The 16,368-nt window shown below is 45.6% G+C and carries 10 protein-coding genes, 3 tRNA genes and 2 pseudogenes; 11 read left to right on the plus strand and 4 right to left on the minus strand.

Annotated features, from left to right (window positions below; genetic code table 11):
• Positions 1–317: 317 nt before the first annotated feature.
• From gap to AK966_RS05040, 6 genes and pseudogenes are all read left to right on the plus strand, one after another.
• On the plus strand, positions 318–1,313 hold the full coding sequence (gap, locus tag AK966_RS05015) for a type I glyceraldehyde-3-phosphate dehydrogenase (RefSeq protein ID WP_099080303.1): 996 nt from the start codon (positions 318–320) through the stop codon (positions 1,311–1,313).
• 174 nt (positions 1,314–1,487) lie between these two features.
• Positions 1,488–2,372 (plus strand): D-hexose-6-phosphate mutarotase, encoded by an 885-nt coding sequence (locus AK966_RS05020; RefSeq protein ID WP_119463653.1) that lies wholly within the window; start codon positions 1,488–1,490, stop codon positions 2,370–2,372.
• 115 nt (positions 2,373–2,487) lie between these two features.
• Positions 2,488–3,330, plus strand: coding sequence for a 23S rRNA (guanine(745)-N(1))-methyltransferase (gene rlmA, locus AK966_RS05025; RefSeq protein ID WP_099080305.1), 843 nt, complete (start codon positions 2,488–2,490; stop codon positions 3,328–3,330).
• A gap of 78 nt (positions 3,331–3,408) precedes the next feature.
• The gene (locus AK966_RS05030; protein ID WP_099080306.1) at positions 3,409–4,356 is read left to right on the plus strand and encodes a ChaN family lipoprotein; all 948 of its coding nucleotides are present in this window, start codon (positions 3,409–3,411) and stop codon (positions 4,354–4,356) included.
• 185 nt (positions 4,357–4,541) lie between these two features.
• Positions 4,542–4,763 (plus strand): annotated as a pseudogene (locus AK966_RS05035) (hypothetical protein); the annotation flags it as partial.
• A gap of 173 nt (positions 4,764–4,936) precedes the next feature.
• Positions 4,937–6,837 (plus strand): annotated as a pseudogene (locus AK966_RS05040) (BCCT family transporter).
• 348 nt (positions 6,838–7,185) lie between these two features.
• On the opposite strand, the gene vmeF reads toward AK966_RS05040, so the two are convergent.
• Positions 7,186–10,299, minus strand: a complete 3,114-nt coding sequence (gene vmeF / locus AK966_RS05045) for a multidrug efflux RND transporter permease subunit VmeF (RefSeq protein ID WP_119463654.1) — start codon at positions 10,297–10,299, stop codon at positions 7,186–7,188.
• Entirely contained in the window at positions 10,299–11,387 is a 1,089-nt protein-coding gene (locus AK966_RS05050; protein WP_099080309.1) for an efflux RND transporter periplasmic adaptor subunit, read from the minus strand. Before AK966_RS05050 ends, vmeF begins: the two co-directional genes overlap by 1 nt.
• A 293-nt stretch (positions 11,388–11,680) precedes the next feature.
• On the opposite strand from AK966_RS05050, the gene AK966_RS05055 reads away from it, so the two are divergent.
• From AK966_RS05055 to AK966_RS05065, 3 genes are all read left to right on the plus strand, one after another.
• Positions 11,681–11,765: transfer RNA gene (locus tag AK966_RS05055), tRNA-Tyr, on the plus strand.
• 97 nt (positions 11,766–11,862) lie between these two features.
• Positions 11,863–11,947: transfer RNA gene (locus AK966_RS05060), tRNA-Tyr, on the plus strand.
• A 97-nt stretch (positions 11,948–12,044) separates the two neighbouring features.
• A tRNA-Tyr gene (locus tag AK966_RS05065) sits at positions 12,045–12,129 on the plus strand.
• Between the two features lie 64 nt (positions 12,130–12,193).
• Here the strand turns inward: AK966_RS05065 and AK966_RS20075 are convergent.
• A complete protein-coding gene (locus AK966_RS20075) occupies positions 12,194–12,328 on the minus strand; it encodes a hypothetical protein (protein WP_099080310.1) in 135 nt (44 codons plus the stop codon).
• 272 nt (positions 12,329–12,600) lie between these two features.
• Entirely contained in the window at positions 12,601–13,473 is an 873-nt protein-coding gene (locus AK966_RS05070; protein WP_099080311.1) for a Tim44 domain-containing protein, read from the minus strand.
• Between the two features lie 256 nt (positions 13,474–13,729).
• On the opposite strand from AK966_RS05070, the gene AK966_RS05075 reads away from it, so the two are divergent.
• Together AK966_RS05075 and AK966_RS05080 are read left to right on the plus strand one after the other, a co-directional pair.
• Positions 13,730–14,320 carry a TetR/AcrR family transcriptional regulator gene (locus tag AK966_RS05075; protein ID WP_099080355.1) on the plus strand — a complete coding sequence of 197 codons (591 nt, stop codon included), beginning with the start codon at positions 13,730–13,732 and terminating at the stop codon, positions 14,318–14,320.
• A 14-nt stretch (positions 14,321–14,334) separates the two neighbouring features.
• Positions 14,335–16,209, plus strand: a complete 1,875-nt coding sequence (locus AK966_RS05080) for an MFS transporter (protein ID WP_119463655.1) — start codon at positions 14,335–14,337, stop codon at positions 16,207–16,209.
• Positions 16,210–16,368: the final 159 nt, after the last annotated feature.

The raw sequence follows: 16,368 nt of genomic DNA on the forward strand, positions 1-16,368 counted from the left end.
TTTTTTTTGGTCATGACTTTTTTGGCAAAAAACTTGATTCTCGTAACATTTGTAGCACATACTTTCTCACCAGAACACCACGTGTAATTAAATTGCTACGAGTACTTATCTCAAAAGTTATATTACGCCAACTGGAATGTAGAATAGCCAGCAAAAAGTTTAAAAATCGAGCACTTGCGAAGAATTGTTAAAAAAAGCGTCGCATTTTTTTGACTTTAGACAAGTTAAGTCCGATTATCTGTTGCAGATGTTTACTGGATTCTGTAATTTTACTACCAGTTATCTTTAATCAGAAATTAAGTTGTGGAGCAACTATAATGACTATCAAAGTAGGTATTAACGGTTTTGGCCGTATCGGTCGTTTCGTATTCCGTGCAGCGCAAGAGCGCAACGACATCGAAGTTGTAGGTATTAACGACCTTATCGACGTAGATTACATGGCATACATGCTGAAGTACGACTCAACTCACGGCCGTTTCAACGGTACTGTTGAAGTTGAAGGCGGTAACCTAATCGTTAACGGTAAAACTGTACGTGTAACAGCTGAGCGTAACCCAGAAGATCTAAAATGGGATGCAATCGGTGTTGACGTAGTAGCTGAAGCAACTGGTCTATTCCTAGACGACGCTACAGCTCGTAAGCACATCACAGCTGGTGCGAAGAAAGTTGTTCTTACTGGTCCTTCAAAAGACGCAACTCCAATGTTCGTAATGGGTGTTAACCACGCTTCTTACGCAGGTCAAGACATCGTTTCTAACGCTTCTTGTACTACTAACTGTCTAGCGCCTATCGCTAAAGTTCTTAACGACAAGTTCGGTATCGAATCTGGTCTTATGACAACAGTTCACGCGACTACAGCAACTCAAAAAACTGTAGACGGTCCTTCTGCTAAAGACTGGCGCGGTGGTCGTGGTGCTTCTCAGAACATCATCCCATCTTCAACTGGTGCAGCTAAAGCTGTAGGCGTTGTTCTTCCAGAACTAAACGGCAAACTAACTGGTATGGCTTTCCGCGTACCAACAGCTAACGTTTCTGTAGTTGACCTAACAGTTAACCTTAAGAACGGCGCATCTTACGAAGCTATCTGTGCAGCAATGAAAGAAGCTTCTGAAGGCGAACTAAAAGGCGTTCTAGGTTACACTGAAGATCAAGTTGTTTCTCAAGACTTCATCGGTGAAGTTCAAACTTCAGTATTCGATGCTAAAGCTGGTATCGCTCTAACTGATAACTTCGTTAAAGTTGTATCTTGGTACGACAACGAAATCGGTTACTCAAACAAAGTTCTAGACCTAATCGCTCACGTTTCTAAGTAATTAGATATTGAGTCATTAGCGAAGCTTGTGTTTGAAACATAAGATTTGAATAAAAGGCGGCCTTAGAGTCGCCTTTTTTGTATCTGGAAATTGAGGGTTGCCTTCAACATGCGCCCTAGTAACCATGGTAAATGGGCCAAGGTCCCTCCGCCCCCCAGCTATAGGAAACATCACATGGATTTAAATACTCTACCTGCCTTAACCGTTCTATCTGACAATGTCACTGTCGTAGAAATCGACCAAGTAAAAGTGGTTCGCATTATTCATGATAAAGCCATCGCTGGTATCGCTTTACACGGTGGTCATGTGATTTCGTTTACGCCTGCAGGTCAAGACGATCTCATTTGGATGAGCGAAAAAGCCCTTTTTGATGGTAAAGCCGCACTCCGCGGCGGTATCCCAGTCTGCTGGCCTTGGTTTGGTCGCATTGCCGCGCCGGCACACGGTTTTGCTCGTACAGCAGAATGGGAACTGGTTGAGCATCGCGAAAACGACAATGGTGTGATCGTTGAACTGGCTTTGCTCCCTTCAAAAGAGATTCACGACATTTGGCCACACATGTTTGATGCTCGCCTAATTGTTGAAGTGAGTGAAGAACTGAAAATTACACTAAAAGTGACCAATATTGATGACGATGCTTGGACGTTCTCTGGTGCACTGCACACTTACCTCAACGTGGGTGACGTCAAGCAAGCGCACACCACCGGTATGGGATCTGAATATATTGATAGCTTGAAAGCCGGCGAAGTATGCCAAGGTGGTGACGTTCTGCAACTGACGGACACTATCGATCGTGTTTACACTCAGCCTGAAGCGCAAATCTTCGTGAAAGATCCAGTATTCAGCCGCACACTGAGCGTAGAAAACCACGGTCATAACTCTGCAGTATTGTGGAATCCTTGGGCAGAAGGCGCACAAGGTATGGGTGACATGGCAGACAACGGCTATGAAACAATGCTTTGTGTCGAATCCGCTCTTCATGCGCCAAGTATTGAACAAGGTAAAACTCTACAACCTGGAGAAAGCCATGAACTGGTGACCATCATCTCCGTAAGATAAATGGTGTGGAACCAGAATTCAGATTATTTAAGGTCGGTTTATCCGGCCTTTTTTATTTCGCTTGAGGCTATCCTTTTGGTAGAATTTGTCGCCCTAACCTCCGTCAGAGATCGTCATGAACTACCAATGCCCTCTATGTCACTTACCGCTAACGCTAACCGTAAAGACGTTTAAGTGTGAAAACAACCATCAGTTTGACCTAGCAAAAGAAGGCTATGTGAACTTGATGCCAGCACACCACAAGCGCTCTAAAGATCCAGGTGACAACAAAGAGATGATGCAAGCGCGTCGTCGCTTCCTTGACGGGAACCATTACGATCCATTGCGCCAAGAAGTGGCTCGCCTGTGTGCAAAGTACACAGAAGGTACTCGCCACCAATTGCTCGATATTGGCTGTGGTGAGGGGTACTACACTGATCAAGTGCAACAATCACTGCAAGCGCAAGATGAACAAGCACAAGTCTTCGGCTTGGACATTTCAAAAATCGCCATTCGCTTTGCATCAAAGCGTTACCCTAACTGCGATTTCAGTGTGGCATCGAGCCATCGCTTACCATTTGCTGAGCAATCATTAGATGCCATTCTGCGTATCTACGCTCCGTGCAAAGCCGAGGAACTGCAACGAGTGATAAGAGACAACGGTGTTGTCATTACCGTCACCCCTGCGGCTCGCCACTTATATCAATTCCGTGAGCGTATTTACCAAGACGTGCGCCTCCACAACGAAGAGCCTGAGAACATCGAAGGCTTTGAGCTAGAGCATCAGCAACAGCTTAACTACAGCATGGATTTACAAAATGGTGTCGCCTTCGATCTTCTGCAGATGACACCTTTAGCATGGAAAGCAACAGACGAACTTCGAGAGGAGCTCAAGTCCGCTACACTTTTCCAGTGTGAGGCGGATTTTATGTTGCGTGTTTACCGCAAAAAAACCGTTGTGGAGAGTGGCAAGGCTTAACGTCAAAGACTAAATTGCCATTACTCATTCGCTAGTCAGCCTCCACCAATATCATTCAGACATTTCTGGAGGCTTTCAATGCGCTTTTCTACCCTAGGTCTGATTTTTACGGGCTTAATTACAGGCTGTACATCTAATACACCGACCACTCCTAATACCGTTGCTGGTAACGTGACCAGTTTCTATGACTACCAACTTCATGCTCCTTCTGGTGAAGCCATCTCTGTCAATCAATTAACGCCAGAGCTACAGCAAGCCGATGTGATTCTGATTGGTGAATGGCATACACACGCTGGTATCCACCGTTTTCAGACCGACATGCTAAAACAGCTATCTTCTATAAACCGTCCTCTTGCACTTTCCATGGAACAAGTGGCGCGTGATAAGCAAGCGATCTTGGATTCATACCTAAACGGTGAAATTGGCGAGCAGTACTTCATGAAACAAAGTAATGCATGGCCAAATTACGCAAGTGATTACCGCCCGTTGGTCGAATTTGCCAAGCAAACTGAGATTCCAGTCATTGCCGCAAACGCGCCAAAAAACATTGTGCGTTGTATTGGTCGCCAAGGTGTCGCTTACCTAGATAAACTCGATAGCGATGAGCGCAATTTTGTTGCGGATGAAATCAACACAGCAAGCAGCCCATACAAAGAAAAGTTCATGGCATCCATGCACCATGGCAAACCGGAACAAACTGAAAAGCAATACGCAGCTCAGGTTACATGGGATGAGACCATGGCGGAGTCCATCGTCAAATACTTAGAAAAACATCCCGGCACTCAAGTGATTCACGTTGCCGGTAAATTCCACACTGAAGGCGGCTTAGGCACGGCAGCATCGATCCTCAACCGCAATCCAAACTTAAATGTGGTCGTGATTACCCCTAGCCAAGCGATCACAACAGATAGCGCAGATTACCAACTCAACGTATTAGCGCCACCAGTACGATTCGTCCAAAGAGACAATCTCCTCCAAGCGTACCAACACCTTGCCGAACGGAACAACACTCTTCGATGCAAATAGAATATTTGCCTATTTCCTAACCTTGCTGCGAAAAGCCGGTCGGGTTTTTGCTTATTTTTCAGTCATGTAAAATCGACAGAAACAGATCTATTTCTTATAGAATTCACGTAAGAAATTACTCACTTCACCAATACAAAAATAACACCTTTTTACCTGCACTCAGTGAACGAGTGCTAATGTTCGGAGGTATATCCTTGCTTGCTGCACTGAAGCACATTGACCACGAAAGCAAAAAAGTAGAAGCGGAAAACAAAACCGTCGGTGAGCAAGTGGAACCTTTTGCCCATGGTGCGTTAGCTATGGCTCACCCCGACACCATTGAAGCAGAAGAAGACGATTCATACTCAGCAGGCCAATACTTCTCTGCAGTATTAGCGGTTGACGGTGTTCTTCTCGCACTTGTGTAAACGTTAGTCATTATACCCAAGTGACTTCAAGCTAAGTCATTCTCGATGAACCAAGCATCTCGAGGTTACTTGGGTATGAACAAGATTATCTTTCTTTACGACAAGCTTCCTCGTTTGAACGTTTTTTTACTCCACCCCATAATAATTAACTATTCATTAACGGACGATGAACTTTGAAAAACGCATTTTCTCTTATCGACAAACCCACTTTTTTTGGCGCCATTGCGCTACTTCTCTCCATTGTTTTCCCTTTAATTTTATTTCCTGTAGAAGGCGCTGAATGGATTGCTGTCGCGAAAACCTTCATGACAGACAAACTTGGCTTCCTATATTTGGCACTCGGCCTCGCTGCCTTTGTATTTATGATCTATGTTGTCTTCAGCGACATGGGACAAATTAAACTCGGCGACCCAGATGAAAAGCCAGAGTTCTCAACAGCGTCTTGGGCTGCAATGCTGTTCTGCGGTGGCATCGGTGCCAGTATTCTTTACTGGGGTTGTATCGAATGGGCATATTACTACCGTCGCCACCATTCCAACTAGAACCAGGCAGTGAAGAAGCGGTTCGCTGGGCGGCAACGTATGGCCTGTTCCATTGGGGGCCAATCGCATGGTCAATTTACCTTATCCCAGCACTACCGATCGCTTACTTCTTTTATGTGCGTAAACAGCCAGTGCTAAAAGTATCAAGTGCACTCATGCCTGTACTAGGTGAAGCGCGCAGTAAAGGCGCGGCAGGTAAAGTGGTCGATGTACTATTCATCTTCGGCTTGCTTGGCGGTGCGGCAACCAGTTTAGGTTTAGCGGCACCACTGATTGGTGAAGGCCTGCACTACCTGTTTGGTTTACCAAAGAATACCTTTAGCCAAGTACTTGTTCTTCTCATCTGTACCGCCATTTTTGCCTACTCCTCTTACGCAGGTATGGAGAAAGGCATCAAGGTGTTGAGTAACATCAACTTCTGGGGCGCAATGGGTCTACTTGCTTTCGTATTAGTAGCAGGTCCAACCATCTTTATGTTGGAAACCGGTCTCGATTCGATTGGCCGTATGCTGTCTAACTTCTTTGTCATGGCGACATGGGCAGAACCATTTGGTGGCTACGGTAGCTTTGATGATACTCATTTCCCACAAGACTGGACTATCTTCTACTGGGCGTGGTGGCTGGTGTTTGCACCAAGCATGGGCTTGTTTGTCGCACGCATATCTCGTGGTCGCACTATTAAGCAAATGGTCTCTGGCTCGATCTTTTTCGGTTCTCTAGGCTGTTTCTTGTTCTTCATGATCTTAGGTAACTACGGCCTATCATTGCAGCTATCCGGTGAACTTGACGTGGTTGGCATTCTCAATGCTGAAGGCGCTACCACTGCTATTTTCGCTATGTTGGATGCGCTGCCAATGAGCACCGTCGTGATCGCAGTATTTACCATACTTTGTATCATCTTTACCGCAACGACATTTGACTCGATCTCTTACATCCTCGCTTCTGTTGTGCAAAATAACGTAACGGAAGAACCAATGCGTTGGAACCGTATGTTCTGGGCATTCACGTTGTCGTTCTTGCCGACTGTTCTCCTGTTTATGGGCGGTTTAAGCACACTACAAACAGCAGCGATCGTTGGCGGTTTACCTCTACTTGGTATCTCAGTCATGCTGATGGTCTCCGCCGTGCGCGCAACATCACTCGATATCAGACATCAAGAAGATTACGTCGAGCCAACTATCAACATTGAAGAACTTCCGGACATTGACCCATGGTCAACGGAAGGGATGGCGATGGCGAAGTTCGAACGTGCACGTGATGCGGCTCAAGAAGCGGCAGAAGAAGAACGTGAAGCATTAGCAGCACTGATGAAAATGCGTAAACGTATTCGTGCCTTTGCCTTGGAGCACAGCAACGACACCAACTTTTCTGATCATCACCTACCTCAAGACATGCAAGATGAATTGCAGGCTCTAGTTGATGCTGTAACAGCGACTCAAGACAAAAAACTACAATTGTCTGAGCAAGCACAGCAAGCTCGCATGGACTTCAATCAAGTGGTTGTCGCACAAACTGTTGCGATTCCTGCGTAATCTTTCGCTAAGACGTTTACCTCTTAAACTGAAAACTAAAGCCCATTTCGGTGGGCTTTATTCTACCGCCAAAAAACGCCCCCTCACACAAGTGAAAGCCCGTATCACGATCCAATAATTGCTTCATCGTTCTCTTTGTTTTAAACCGGCAGCTCGCGGTTTTAATAATCCTCTTATTAACCACACGGCATAGTGAACAGCCGAGCAATGGACGATGCGTGATACCGACTCAGATAAGTAAGTGGTATAGCGTAGAAAAAACGCTTGAGAAATGGCAGAAATGATTGACATAAAAAAGCGCCGAACAACCAGTGTTCGACGCTTTGATTGGCTACGCTATCGCTCATATTATGGGTGAGCGATACGCCCCTTGTTATCGTGACTAAGCGCTTTATTAAGCTCCGCTTCCACATGTCCTGGCGCTCGAGTCTTCGCAGAGATCAGGCGGTACATTGCTGGAATAACGAATAACGTCACTAAGGTTGCGAAGCCCATACCAAAGAAAATCACGGTACCGACCGCGACGCGGCTTTCATAACCGGCTCCGGTGGAAACAATGAGTGGAATGGCCCCAGCTAGCGTAGTAAACGCCGTCATCATGATCGGACGAAGACGACGAGCGGCGGCATCAATAATGGCTTTTTCAAACTCAATACCTCGATCACGGAGTTGGTTAGCAAATTCAACAATCAAAATACCATTTTTGGTCACCATGCCTATCAACATGATCATACCGATCTGGCTATAGATGTTCATTCCTTGCCCCATAACCACAAGGCCTAAGAACCCACCAAATACCCCCATTGGAACGGTGAACATTACCACTAATGGGTTAACGAAGCTTTCGAACTGCGCGGCAAGTACTAGATAAGCCACCAGTAAAGCTAAGCCAAAGACAATCGCGACGCTAGCCTGGTTCTCTTTGAAGTCTTTCGACTCCCCAGAGTAACTCACCGAAATATCACCCGGCAGATTATCAATCGCTTGTTGGTCGAGGAAGTTCAGTGCCTCGCCTAACGTAAAACCATCCGACAAGTTCGCTTTAATGGTAATCGATTTCTGCTTGTTGTAGTGGGACAGACGGATCGAGGCCGCGACCTCCTCGATTTTGGTTACCGTATCTAACGTCACCAATTCACCGCTGTTGGTACGCAGGTAAATCTGACTCAAATCTTCCGCATTGCTAAAGCTGTTTTCATCACCACGCAAATAGACATCGTACTCTTCACCGCGCTCAACGAAGGTGGTCTCACTCTTACCGCCGAGCATTATTTCTAATGTGTCCGAGATGTCTTTGACACTCACACCCAGTTCTGCTGCGCGACGCTTATCAACCGAGACCAATAACTCTGGGGTTTTCTCAGAATAATCGATCTCCGCACCTTCCATTATTGGAGACTCTTCCGCTTTATTCTTTAGCATTTCAGCCCAAACCAAAAGCTCATCATAATCAGAGCCACCTAGCACGAACTGGACAGGTTCACTTGAACCACCACGGAAACCAGGCATGAAAGGAAATACTCGGACATCAGGAATACCGGCCAACGACTTACGAACCTGGTTTAACGCTTCTTGCGCGGTCACATCTCTTTCGTTCCAATCTTCCAAAATCATGATCACAAAGCCAGTTTGATCGCCAGCTTGACCACCAAAAGCAGGCGTCTGGATGCTGAATGATTTTAAAAAGCCTTGGCCAAGCAATGGCATTAAGCGGTCTTCTACAATGTCCATATTTGCCGACATACGATTGTATGACGTGGCATCCGCACCACGAACAAACGCAAAAATAACACCACGATCTTCTTGCGGTGTTAACTGTGCAGGTACTTGATTCATCAAGACATAGCTGCCCCCCATACAAGCAACAATCACCAACGGAGCGACCCAACGTAACTTAAGTGCACCTTTTAACGTTTTTCGATAGCCGGTTTCTAGGTGGGCAAATAATTTATCTACGACGAGATTAAAACGGTTTGGTTTTACGTTTGCTTTTAGAATCTTACTGCCAAGCACTGGCGTTAGCGTCAACGCGATCAATGACGAAAAGATCACCGACATCGCCAACAAGACTGAGAATTCGGTAAACAACAAACCAACCATGCCATCCATGAAGGAAATGGGCAGGAACACCATCACCAAAACCAGTGTCGTAGCGACCACTGCAAAGCCAACTTCCCGCGTACCTTTATAGGCAGCAAGCAGTGGTGATTCACCGCGTTCTATATGGTGGAAAATGTTCTCTACCACCACAATCGCGTCATCAACCACCAAACCAATCGACAGAATCAATGCCATCAGGGTGATCAGGTTTATCGAGAAACCAAAGTAATAGGCGGCGATAAAAGAAGAAATCAGCGATACCGGCACAGTGACCGCTGGAATAAGCGTTGCCCGAGCCTGACCAATAAAAATATAGAGGACTAAAATAACCAGACCACCCGTAATAAAGAGCGTGCTGTATACCTCATCAATCGAGCGTTCAATGAATACTGTGGCATCATAGTCGATGGCCAGACGCGTACCGTCCGGTAAGAACTTCTGAATCTTATCCACTTCTGAGCGCACCGCCTGTGCCACTTCTAGTGGGTTGGCGTCTGATTGCGGAACGACGCCCAAGCTAATGTTGACTACACCATCGCTCTTAAAGGTTGAGTTTTCGTTTTCCGCACCAATGAACACGTCCGCCACATCTTTCAGATAAATAGGCGTGTTATCGCTAGCACGTTTCACGACAAGATATTGGAAGTCTTCCGGCGTATTGTACGTACGTGCTGTACGTACTGACATGACGGTTGAATCGTTACGAACCTCACCACCTGGACTTTCCAAGTTTTCACTTCGCAGAGCGGCAGTAATATCAGAGGCAGTGACAGAGCGCCCCGCCATCAGCTCCGGCTTTAGCTTCACGTACATCACTTTGTACAAACCACCGGACAAGTCGATCGAACTGACGCCCGATATCAGACTGAAACGGTCCATGAGTACGCGCTCGGCATAATCCGTTAGCTGGGTACGGTCCATCTCTGATGAACTGAGGTTAATATAGAGGGAGGCTTCACCAGAACCATTATTCTTGTAAACAACGGGATCGTCCGCTTCATCCGGCAACGAACGCTGTGCACGCGCCACGGCATCACGAACATCACTCACGCCGGTGTTTAAGTCATAACCCAATTCAAAGGTAATGGTGATGCGCGACATACTGTTGCGCGTCGTTGAGCTGATCTCATCGATGCCACTGATGCCCGAAAGCTGATCCTCAAGTACCGAAGTAATTTGACTTTCAATGATCGTGGCCGATGCGCCTTCATAACGTGTACTGATCGAAACCACCGGGCTTTCGATGTCTGGCATCTCGCGGACTGCAAGCTTAGTAAATGAAACAAAGCCAAAAACACAGAGCAGCAAACTTAACACCAACGCAGCAACAGGGCGTTTTACCGAAACATCAGAAAGTAACATTAATTCACTTCCTTAGCGGCTTCATGTTGCTCGCCCTTGGCATCGGCATTTTTTACTTCAGAAGGCGCGGCAATCTCTTTTACTTCTACACCATCGCGCATATTAACAATGCCTTGAACGACGATCTTGTCGCCAATTTCCACACCTGAGTCGATCACCACTTCGTTCTCAACTCGAGCCCCAAGGAAAACTTGCTGACGCTTGGCTTTGTTGTTTTCATCGATTACGTAAACAAAACGTTTCGTCCCTGAGTACTCTAGGGCTTGCACTGGAATAATAGGCGCTTCGATAGCCGGGAATGCCAACGCTGCATTCATTAACATACCTGGTTTTAAGCGATTCTCAGGATTATCGAACTTAATTCGAACGCGCAAATTCAGCGTTTCCGCGTTAATGCGGGTATCAATGGCAGTCACTCTTCCTGTAAAGTCGAGATTACCCCAAGCACTGGTCGTTGCGTGCACTTCCATACCAACAGAAAGCATTGACAGGTAACGTTCTGGCACTGGCAAGTCCAGTTCCATCACCGACAAATCATCAAGCGTTAAGAGCTCGGTGCCTGCGCTCACCATTTTACCTTTGCTAAAATCAATAAAACCAACGGTACCGGCAAAAGGGGCAGTAATGTGAAGATCCGCTAGGTTAGCTTTAGCCGCGTCAAGGCGTGCTTGTGCTATTTCTACACGCGCTTTTTGCCCATCAATTTCAGTTTGGGTAATCGCATTGCGTTCTAACAAACGTTGGAACTCTTTGAGCTTGCGCTGCTCATCGCTGAGGTAAGCTTTTGCCTCAATCAAAGCCGCTTGAGCTTTATCATCATTGAGTTGGACCAAGAGCTGACCTTGCTGAACGTTTTGGTTCGCACTAACGGTGATTTGTTTGACCTTTCCAGAGACCTCAGAGGCAACCACCACAGATTCAGCGGCTTCTAACTTGCCAATAAGCGACAGAGATTGGTTAATTTCATGCGTTTCTACTTGCTCTGTCACAACCGTAACAGCCGATGGACCACGCTTTGCTGCAATAGCGGTCGGTGATGCCATCAATATAGAAAGCGTTAAAACAGATAAAGTGGCTTTCATGCTCATAATTTTGATGTCATTTAGGGTTATCTCATTAAACTGCCTACAGTTTATCAGTTGAATCCCTTAATAACGTCAAGGAGTGTAAATTCGAGTAAAAAGTCAGTATCTACTTTGTATATTCCACATACAAAATGCCGAGTTTCTATCATCTTTGCCCAAAAAGGCAGCATTCGATGTGAAAACGTAAGAAAAACGCTTTACAGCCGGAGCGAGTTTGCTATGATTCGCTCCGAACTTGAGAGATGCGTTGGGAAAACACTCTTAAGCTTACTCTGCAATGAGTAAGAAAACACCCTGGAGGGGTTCCCGAGTGGCCAAAGGGAGCAGACTGTAAATCTGCCGGCTCCGCCTTCGATGGTTCGAATCCGTCCCCCTCCACCATATTGCTTCTTGTGAGCACATCATAAGAAACCACTTGAAAAGCCGTGTTGGGAAAACACTTTTCAAGCTTACTTTGTGAAGAGTAAGACAACACCCTGGAGGGGTTCCCGAGTGGCCAAAGGGAGCAGACTGTAAATCTGCCGGCTCCGCCTTCGATGGTTCGAATCCGTCCCCCTCCACCATATTGCTTCTTGTGAGCACATCATAAGAAACCACTTGAAAAGCCGTGTTGGGAAAACACTTTTCAAGCTTACTTTGTGAAGAGTAAGACAACACCCTGGAGGGGTTCCCGAGTGGCCAAAGGGAGCAGACTGTAAATCTGCCGGCTCCGCCTTCGATGGTTCGAATCCGTCCCCCTCCACCATATTGAAAAGCCAGCTCATTGAGCTGGCTTTTTTCGTTCTATTACACACAAAACAGACTAACGCTTAGCGCTCGTCTTTGCTTTTTTCTAAATGATCAGCGTATTGCTTCTCTACCCATTTGGGAAAATGCATGCCTGCCTTCTTAAACAACATGTAATCTAATAACACGAGCAGCAAAAGACCTAATATCGTTCCCATCGAGTTACCCCTGACTTGTATTCATTAATACATAAACAACCATTAAAAGCCAAAGCACAAGAATAGATTGGCTGATAGCTACAGAACCAATACTGCATTGAGTTACGCTAAGTGAATAATCGACAATAATCGATTGATGCTCTTAAACTATTAGCGCTCTTTGATACTCCACCTAACAACACAACCCAGAACATACTTAGCTTCAGATTCCAGACATAAAAAATCCCGCTTAGAAACGGGATTTTATTAAAACGAAATCGAATGTTTGGCGATTAACCTTGAATACCAACGATCAACCAAGGTGCATTTGGCACAGTTAGATCACGCTCAAGATGCCAGATATCTTTGATATCTTCTTCGATATTTTCAGCAGCATCACGGTAGCGACCGCTGAACTGTAGGCTAAGCTGTGCTTTATTCGCATCGTAATCCGCACGAACAATCTCCGCATCAACGTACATCACATCTGTATGTTGCTCGCCTTCTAGCTTCGCGCGCTCTGCCTTCAGGTCTTCAAATAAGCTCTGAGAAACATACTCTTCAATCGTGTCTAGTTGATTGTGATTCCAAGCACCTTGCAGGATTCGGTAGTGTTCACGAGAACCATTAATGAATGCTGCTTGGTCAAAGCCCGGAGGGTAGTTATGTGGGATATCCGCTTGATTGCCGAAACCACCAAAGCCACCTGTGTTTGTATTTGGCTGCTGTTCAAAGTTCTGCATGTTTGGTTGTTCGAACTTAGAGTGATTACCACCAAATGCAGGCTGCTGACGATGCTGGTTCATACTGCCCTGCTTAGCTCCAAGCAGGCCTCGCATTAGCTTGAAGATGACAAAAGCAATCAAACCAATGATTAAGATATCCATAAACTGGATGCCTTCGAACGAACCACCAAAGAATGCGGCTAGTAACCCACCGGCAAGAAGACCACCAAGTAAACCTCCCATCAAGCCTTTCTTGCTTGAAGACTTAGTCGTTTGCTCTTTACCGATCGTATTTGTATTTTGCTGCTGCTGTTTTGGCGCAGGCGCGGTTTTATAACTCTTACCGAAAGATTTACCACCACCAAACTTCTTCGCTTCCGCGATAGGCGTTACAGCAACAGTAAACATCAGTAGGGCGACAATCGAAAATAAACGTTTCATCGTTATCCTTAAAATTGACGATAAGTACTTAATCATGCTGCGGACTGTGCGACGAACAAGCATCTAATGTCAGTAGCACGCTAAATATGAGATATGACCATCATACTCCGTCACATTCAACAATGAAACACTCCACAATAGAAGACATGTATCAGAATATTGCCAAACTTATAGGCTTATGACTTCTTTGTCTTATTGACGCATATTCACGAGCTGACTATCATATTGAACATTGTTCAATATGTGGTTTGGGACTATGGCGCGCAGAAACGATCATACTAGGGAAGAGTTAGTGAATTTGGCCTTAATGACGGTCAAGCACTTTTTAGATGAAAATTCTTACCACGAACTCAGTCTTCGTAAGATTGCAAATATGATCGGTTACGTGCCTAGCACATTGGTCAACATTTTTGGAAACTACAATTTACTGTTGTTACACGTTGTAGCACAAACACTGGACGAGCTACAGCAAGAAGCGCTAAAAGCAACTCACAATTGTGAAGATCCCCATCAAGCCTTGTTTGAACTAGCCTACTGCTATCACGACTTCGCAAAACAGCACCCTAACCGTTGGCAGCTTGTGTTTGAGCACAACATGAACGGTGCTGAATTACCAGAGTGGCACGCTAAACGTATTGATGGCATGACATCTATGTTGGAATCATTACTTGCTCAAATTTCCCCTCATCGAACAGAATCCGAAGTACTACAAGCGAGTCGTGTTTTATGGTCAGGCGTGCATGGTATTACTCTTCTTAGCGTCGATGATAAGTTTTTCTCGAGTGAACCCATTGATGGTAAACAGCTGATTAATAACCTGCTCTCTAACTATCTCGTCAACTGGTAATAAAGGGATTATTCATGCCATCTGACAGTCAGCCGTCTCTACTTACTCAAAGAAAGTTCTTTCCCTACTTTGTGACCCAGTTTTTGGGGGCTTTCAATGACAATATTTTCAAGAATGTGCTGTTGCTGTTTGTGGCCTTTGCTGGTTCGAGCGCCTTACCTATATCAAGCAATCTATTCATCAACTTAGCCGCTGGCTTATTCATTCTGCCCTTCTTTTTGTTTTCTGCATCAGCAGGTGTTCTGGCCGACAAATACGAAAAATCATGGTTTATCCGTAACGTAAAGCTGTGCGAAATCGGCATCATGCTGCTCGGTGCGATAGGCTTTATTACCGAAAGCTACGGTATCTTGCTGCTATTATTATTCCTCATGGGAACTCAGTCCGCTTTCTTTGGCCCGGTTAAATACGCACTTTTACCTCAGCAACTCAACGAAAAAGAGCTTATTCCAGGTAACGCACTCGTAGAAGCCGGAACCTTCATCGCCATTCTCATTGGTACTATTGGTGCAGGGCTGATTGCCTCTGCAGACAACGCAAAATACTTAGCCGCGTTCTGCGTGGTTATCTTCGCTTTGCTTGGCTATTTATCCAGTCGGTTTATTCCGTTCGCGGCTTCAAGCGCTCCGAACATTCAATTCCGCTGGCAACCTTATAAACAAACCAAGCACACACTTTCGATTGCTAAATCTGATCGTATCGTATTTGAGTGTATTATGGCCATTAGTTGGTTCTGGTTCTTAGGTGCTGCGTACTTAACTCAATTTCCAAACTTTACCAAAGAATATTTGAACGGCACTGAAAGTGCCGTTTCCTTCTTACTGGCTCTATTTTCCATTGGGATTGCATTAGGCTCGTTAGCGTGTAACTGGTTTTCCAACCACCGTATCGAAATAGGGATCGTACCCATTGGTGCGCTTGGTATCACTCTATTCGGTTACCTGATGACCACCTCTATCCCTTCCGAATTGCCAAGATTCCATACCTTAGCGGACTTCATTAGCTACGAAGCATTTTGGCCACTGTTCTTCTACTTATTAATGATTGGCGCATCAGGGGGGCTATTTATTGTACCGCTGTACGCTCTGATGCAACTTCGAGCCAAAGAGACGGAACGCGCTCAGGTGATTGCAGGGTTAAACATTTTCAATTCCCTGTTTATGGTTGGTAGCGCCATCCTCGGCATTGTTTGTCTCAGCGTGATAGAGATGACAATCCCTCAGTTGTTCGCACTATTAGCCATAATGAATTTTCTCGTCGCGACTTATATCTTTTTGCAGATCCCTATCTTTGTTGTGCGTTTTATTATGTGGGTACTGACCCACACTATTTACCGTGTGAAACACAAGAACTTGCACTATTTGCCAGATCATGGTGGTGCGCTGATCGTCTGTAACCACGTCAGCTACATGGATGCACTATTGCTGAGCGCAGTATGCCCCCGTTTGATCCGCTTTGTCATGGAAGAGGATTATGCCAACCTTCCGCCGCTACGACGCTTCTTACGCCGTGCTGGCGTGATCCCGATCTCGGCAAGCAACCGAACATCCATTCGTCGTGCCTTCAATGATGTTGAACAAGCACTGAACGACGGCCACATCGTCTGTATCTTCCCTGAAGGTCGACTCACTGCAGATGGTGAGATGAATAAGTTTATGCGTGGTATCGATATTATTCTTCGTCGTAGCCCTGTACCAGTCATCCCAATGGCACTAAAAGGACTCTGGGGCAGCTACTTCAGTCGTGCAAAAGGTCGAGCTTGTAAAGGCATGCCGACGCGTTTTTGGTCTAAATTAGAAATCGAGGCGGGTACACCTGTCGAGCCCAAAGAAGCCACTGCAAGCGCCATGTTTGAGAAAGTAAAAGCGCTGCGCGGTAACTGGCGCTGAGTTTAAGCGAAGTATTTCTGGCTCTTATACATACGTTTAGTTTTTCTGAACGCTTGTTCAATTCATTAAGACTTTCTGACCAAAAACGTTACTGTATACTTGACGCTTTAATTCATTACAACGAACGACATCCTTGAATACAAAGAATATTCCCTTTGG

The organism is Vibrio sp. PID23_8 (assembly GCF_003584965.1).
In the GTDB taxonomy this organism is placed as follows: domain Bacteria; phylum Pseudomonadota; class Gammaproteobacteria; order Enterobacterales; family Vibrionaceae; genus Vibrio.

What these genes read in the sequence shown, in the direction of transcription:
- AK966_RS05070 (WP_099080311.1), bottom strand. Translation starts at nt 13,473, where the DNA reads ATGAAACGTTTATTTTCGATTGTCGCCCTACTGATGTTTACTGTTGCT.
- AK966_RS20075 (WP_099080310.1), bottom strand. Translation starts at nt 12,328, where the DNA reads ATGGGAACGATATTAGGTCTTTTGCTGCTCGTGTTATTAGATTACATG.
- gap (WP_099080303.1), top strand. Translation starts at nt 318, where the DNA reads ATGACTATCAAAGTAGGTATTAACGGTTTTGGCCGTATCGGTCGTTTC.
- AK966_RS05020 (WP_119463653.1), top strand. Translation starts at nt 1,488, where the DNA reads ATGGATTTAAATACTCTACCTGCCTTAACCGTTCTATCTGACAATGTC.
- vmeF (WP_119463654.1), bottom strand. Translation starts at nt 10,299, where the DNA reads ATGTTACTTTCTGATGTTTCGGTAAAACGCCCTGTTGCTGCGTTGGTG.
- AK966_RS05030 (WP_099080306.1), top strand. Translation starts at nt 3,409, where the DNA reads ATGCGCTTTTCTACCCTAGGTCTGATTTTTACGGGCTTAATTACAGGC.
- rlmA (WP_099080305.1), top strand. Translation starts at nt 2,488, where the DNA reads ATGAACTACCAATGCCCTCTATGTCACTTACCGCTAACGCTAACCGTA.
- AK966_RS05080 (WP_119463655.1), top strand. Translation starts at nt 14,335, where the DNA reads ATGCCATCTGACAGTCAGCCGTCTCTACTTACTCAAAGAAAGTTCTTT.
- AK966_RS05075 (WP_099080355.1), top strand. Translation starts at nt 13,730, where the DNA reads ATGGCGCGCAGAAACGATCATACTAGGGAAGAGTTAGTGAATTTGGCC.
- AK966_RS05050 (WP_099080309.1), bottom strand. Translation starts at nt 11,387, where the DNA reads ATGAGCATGAAAGCCACTTTATCTGTTTTAACGCTTTCTATATTGATG.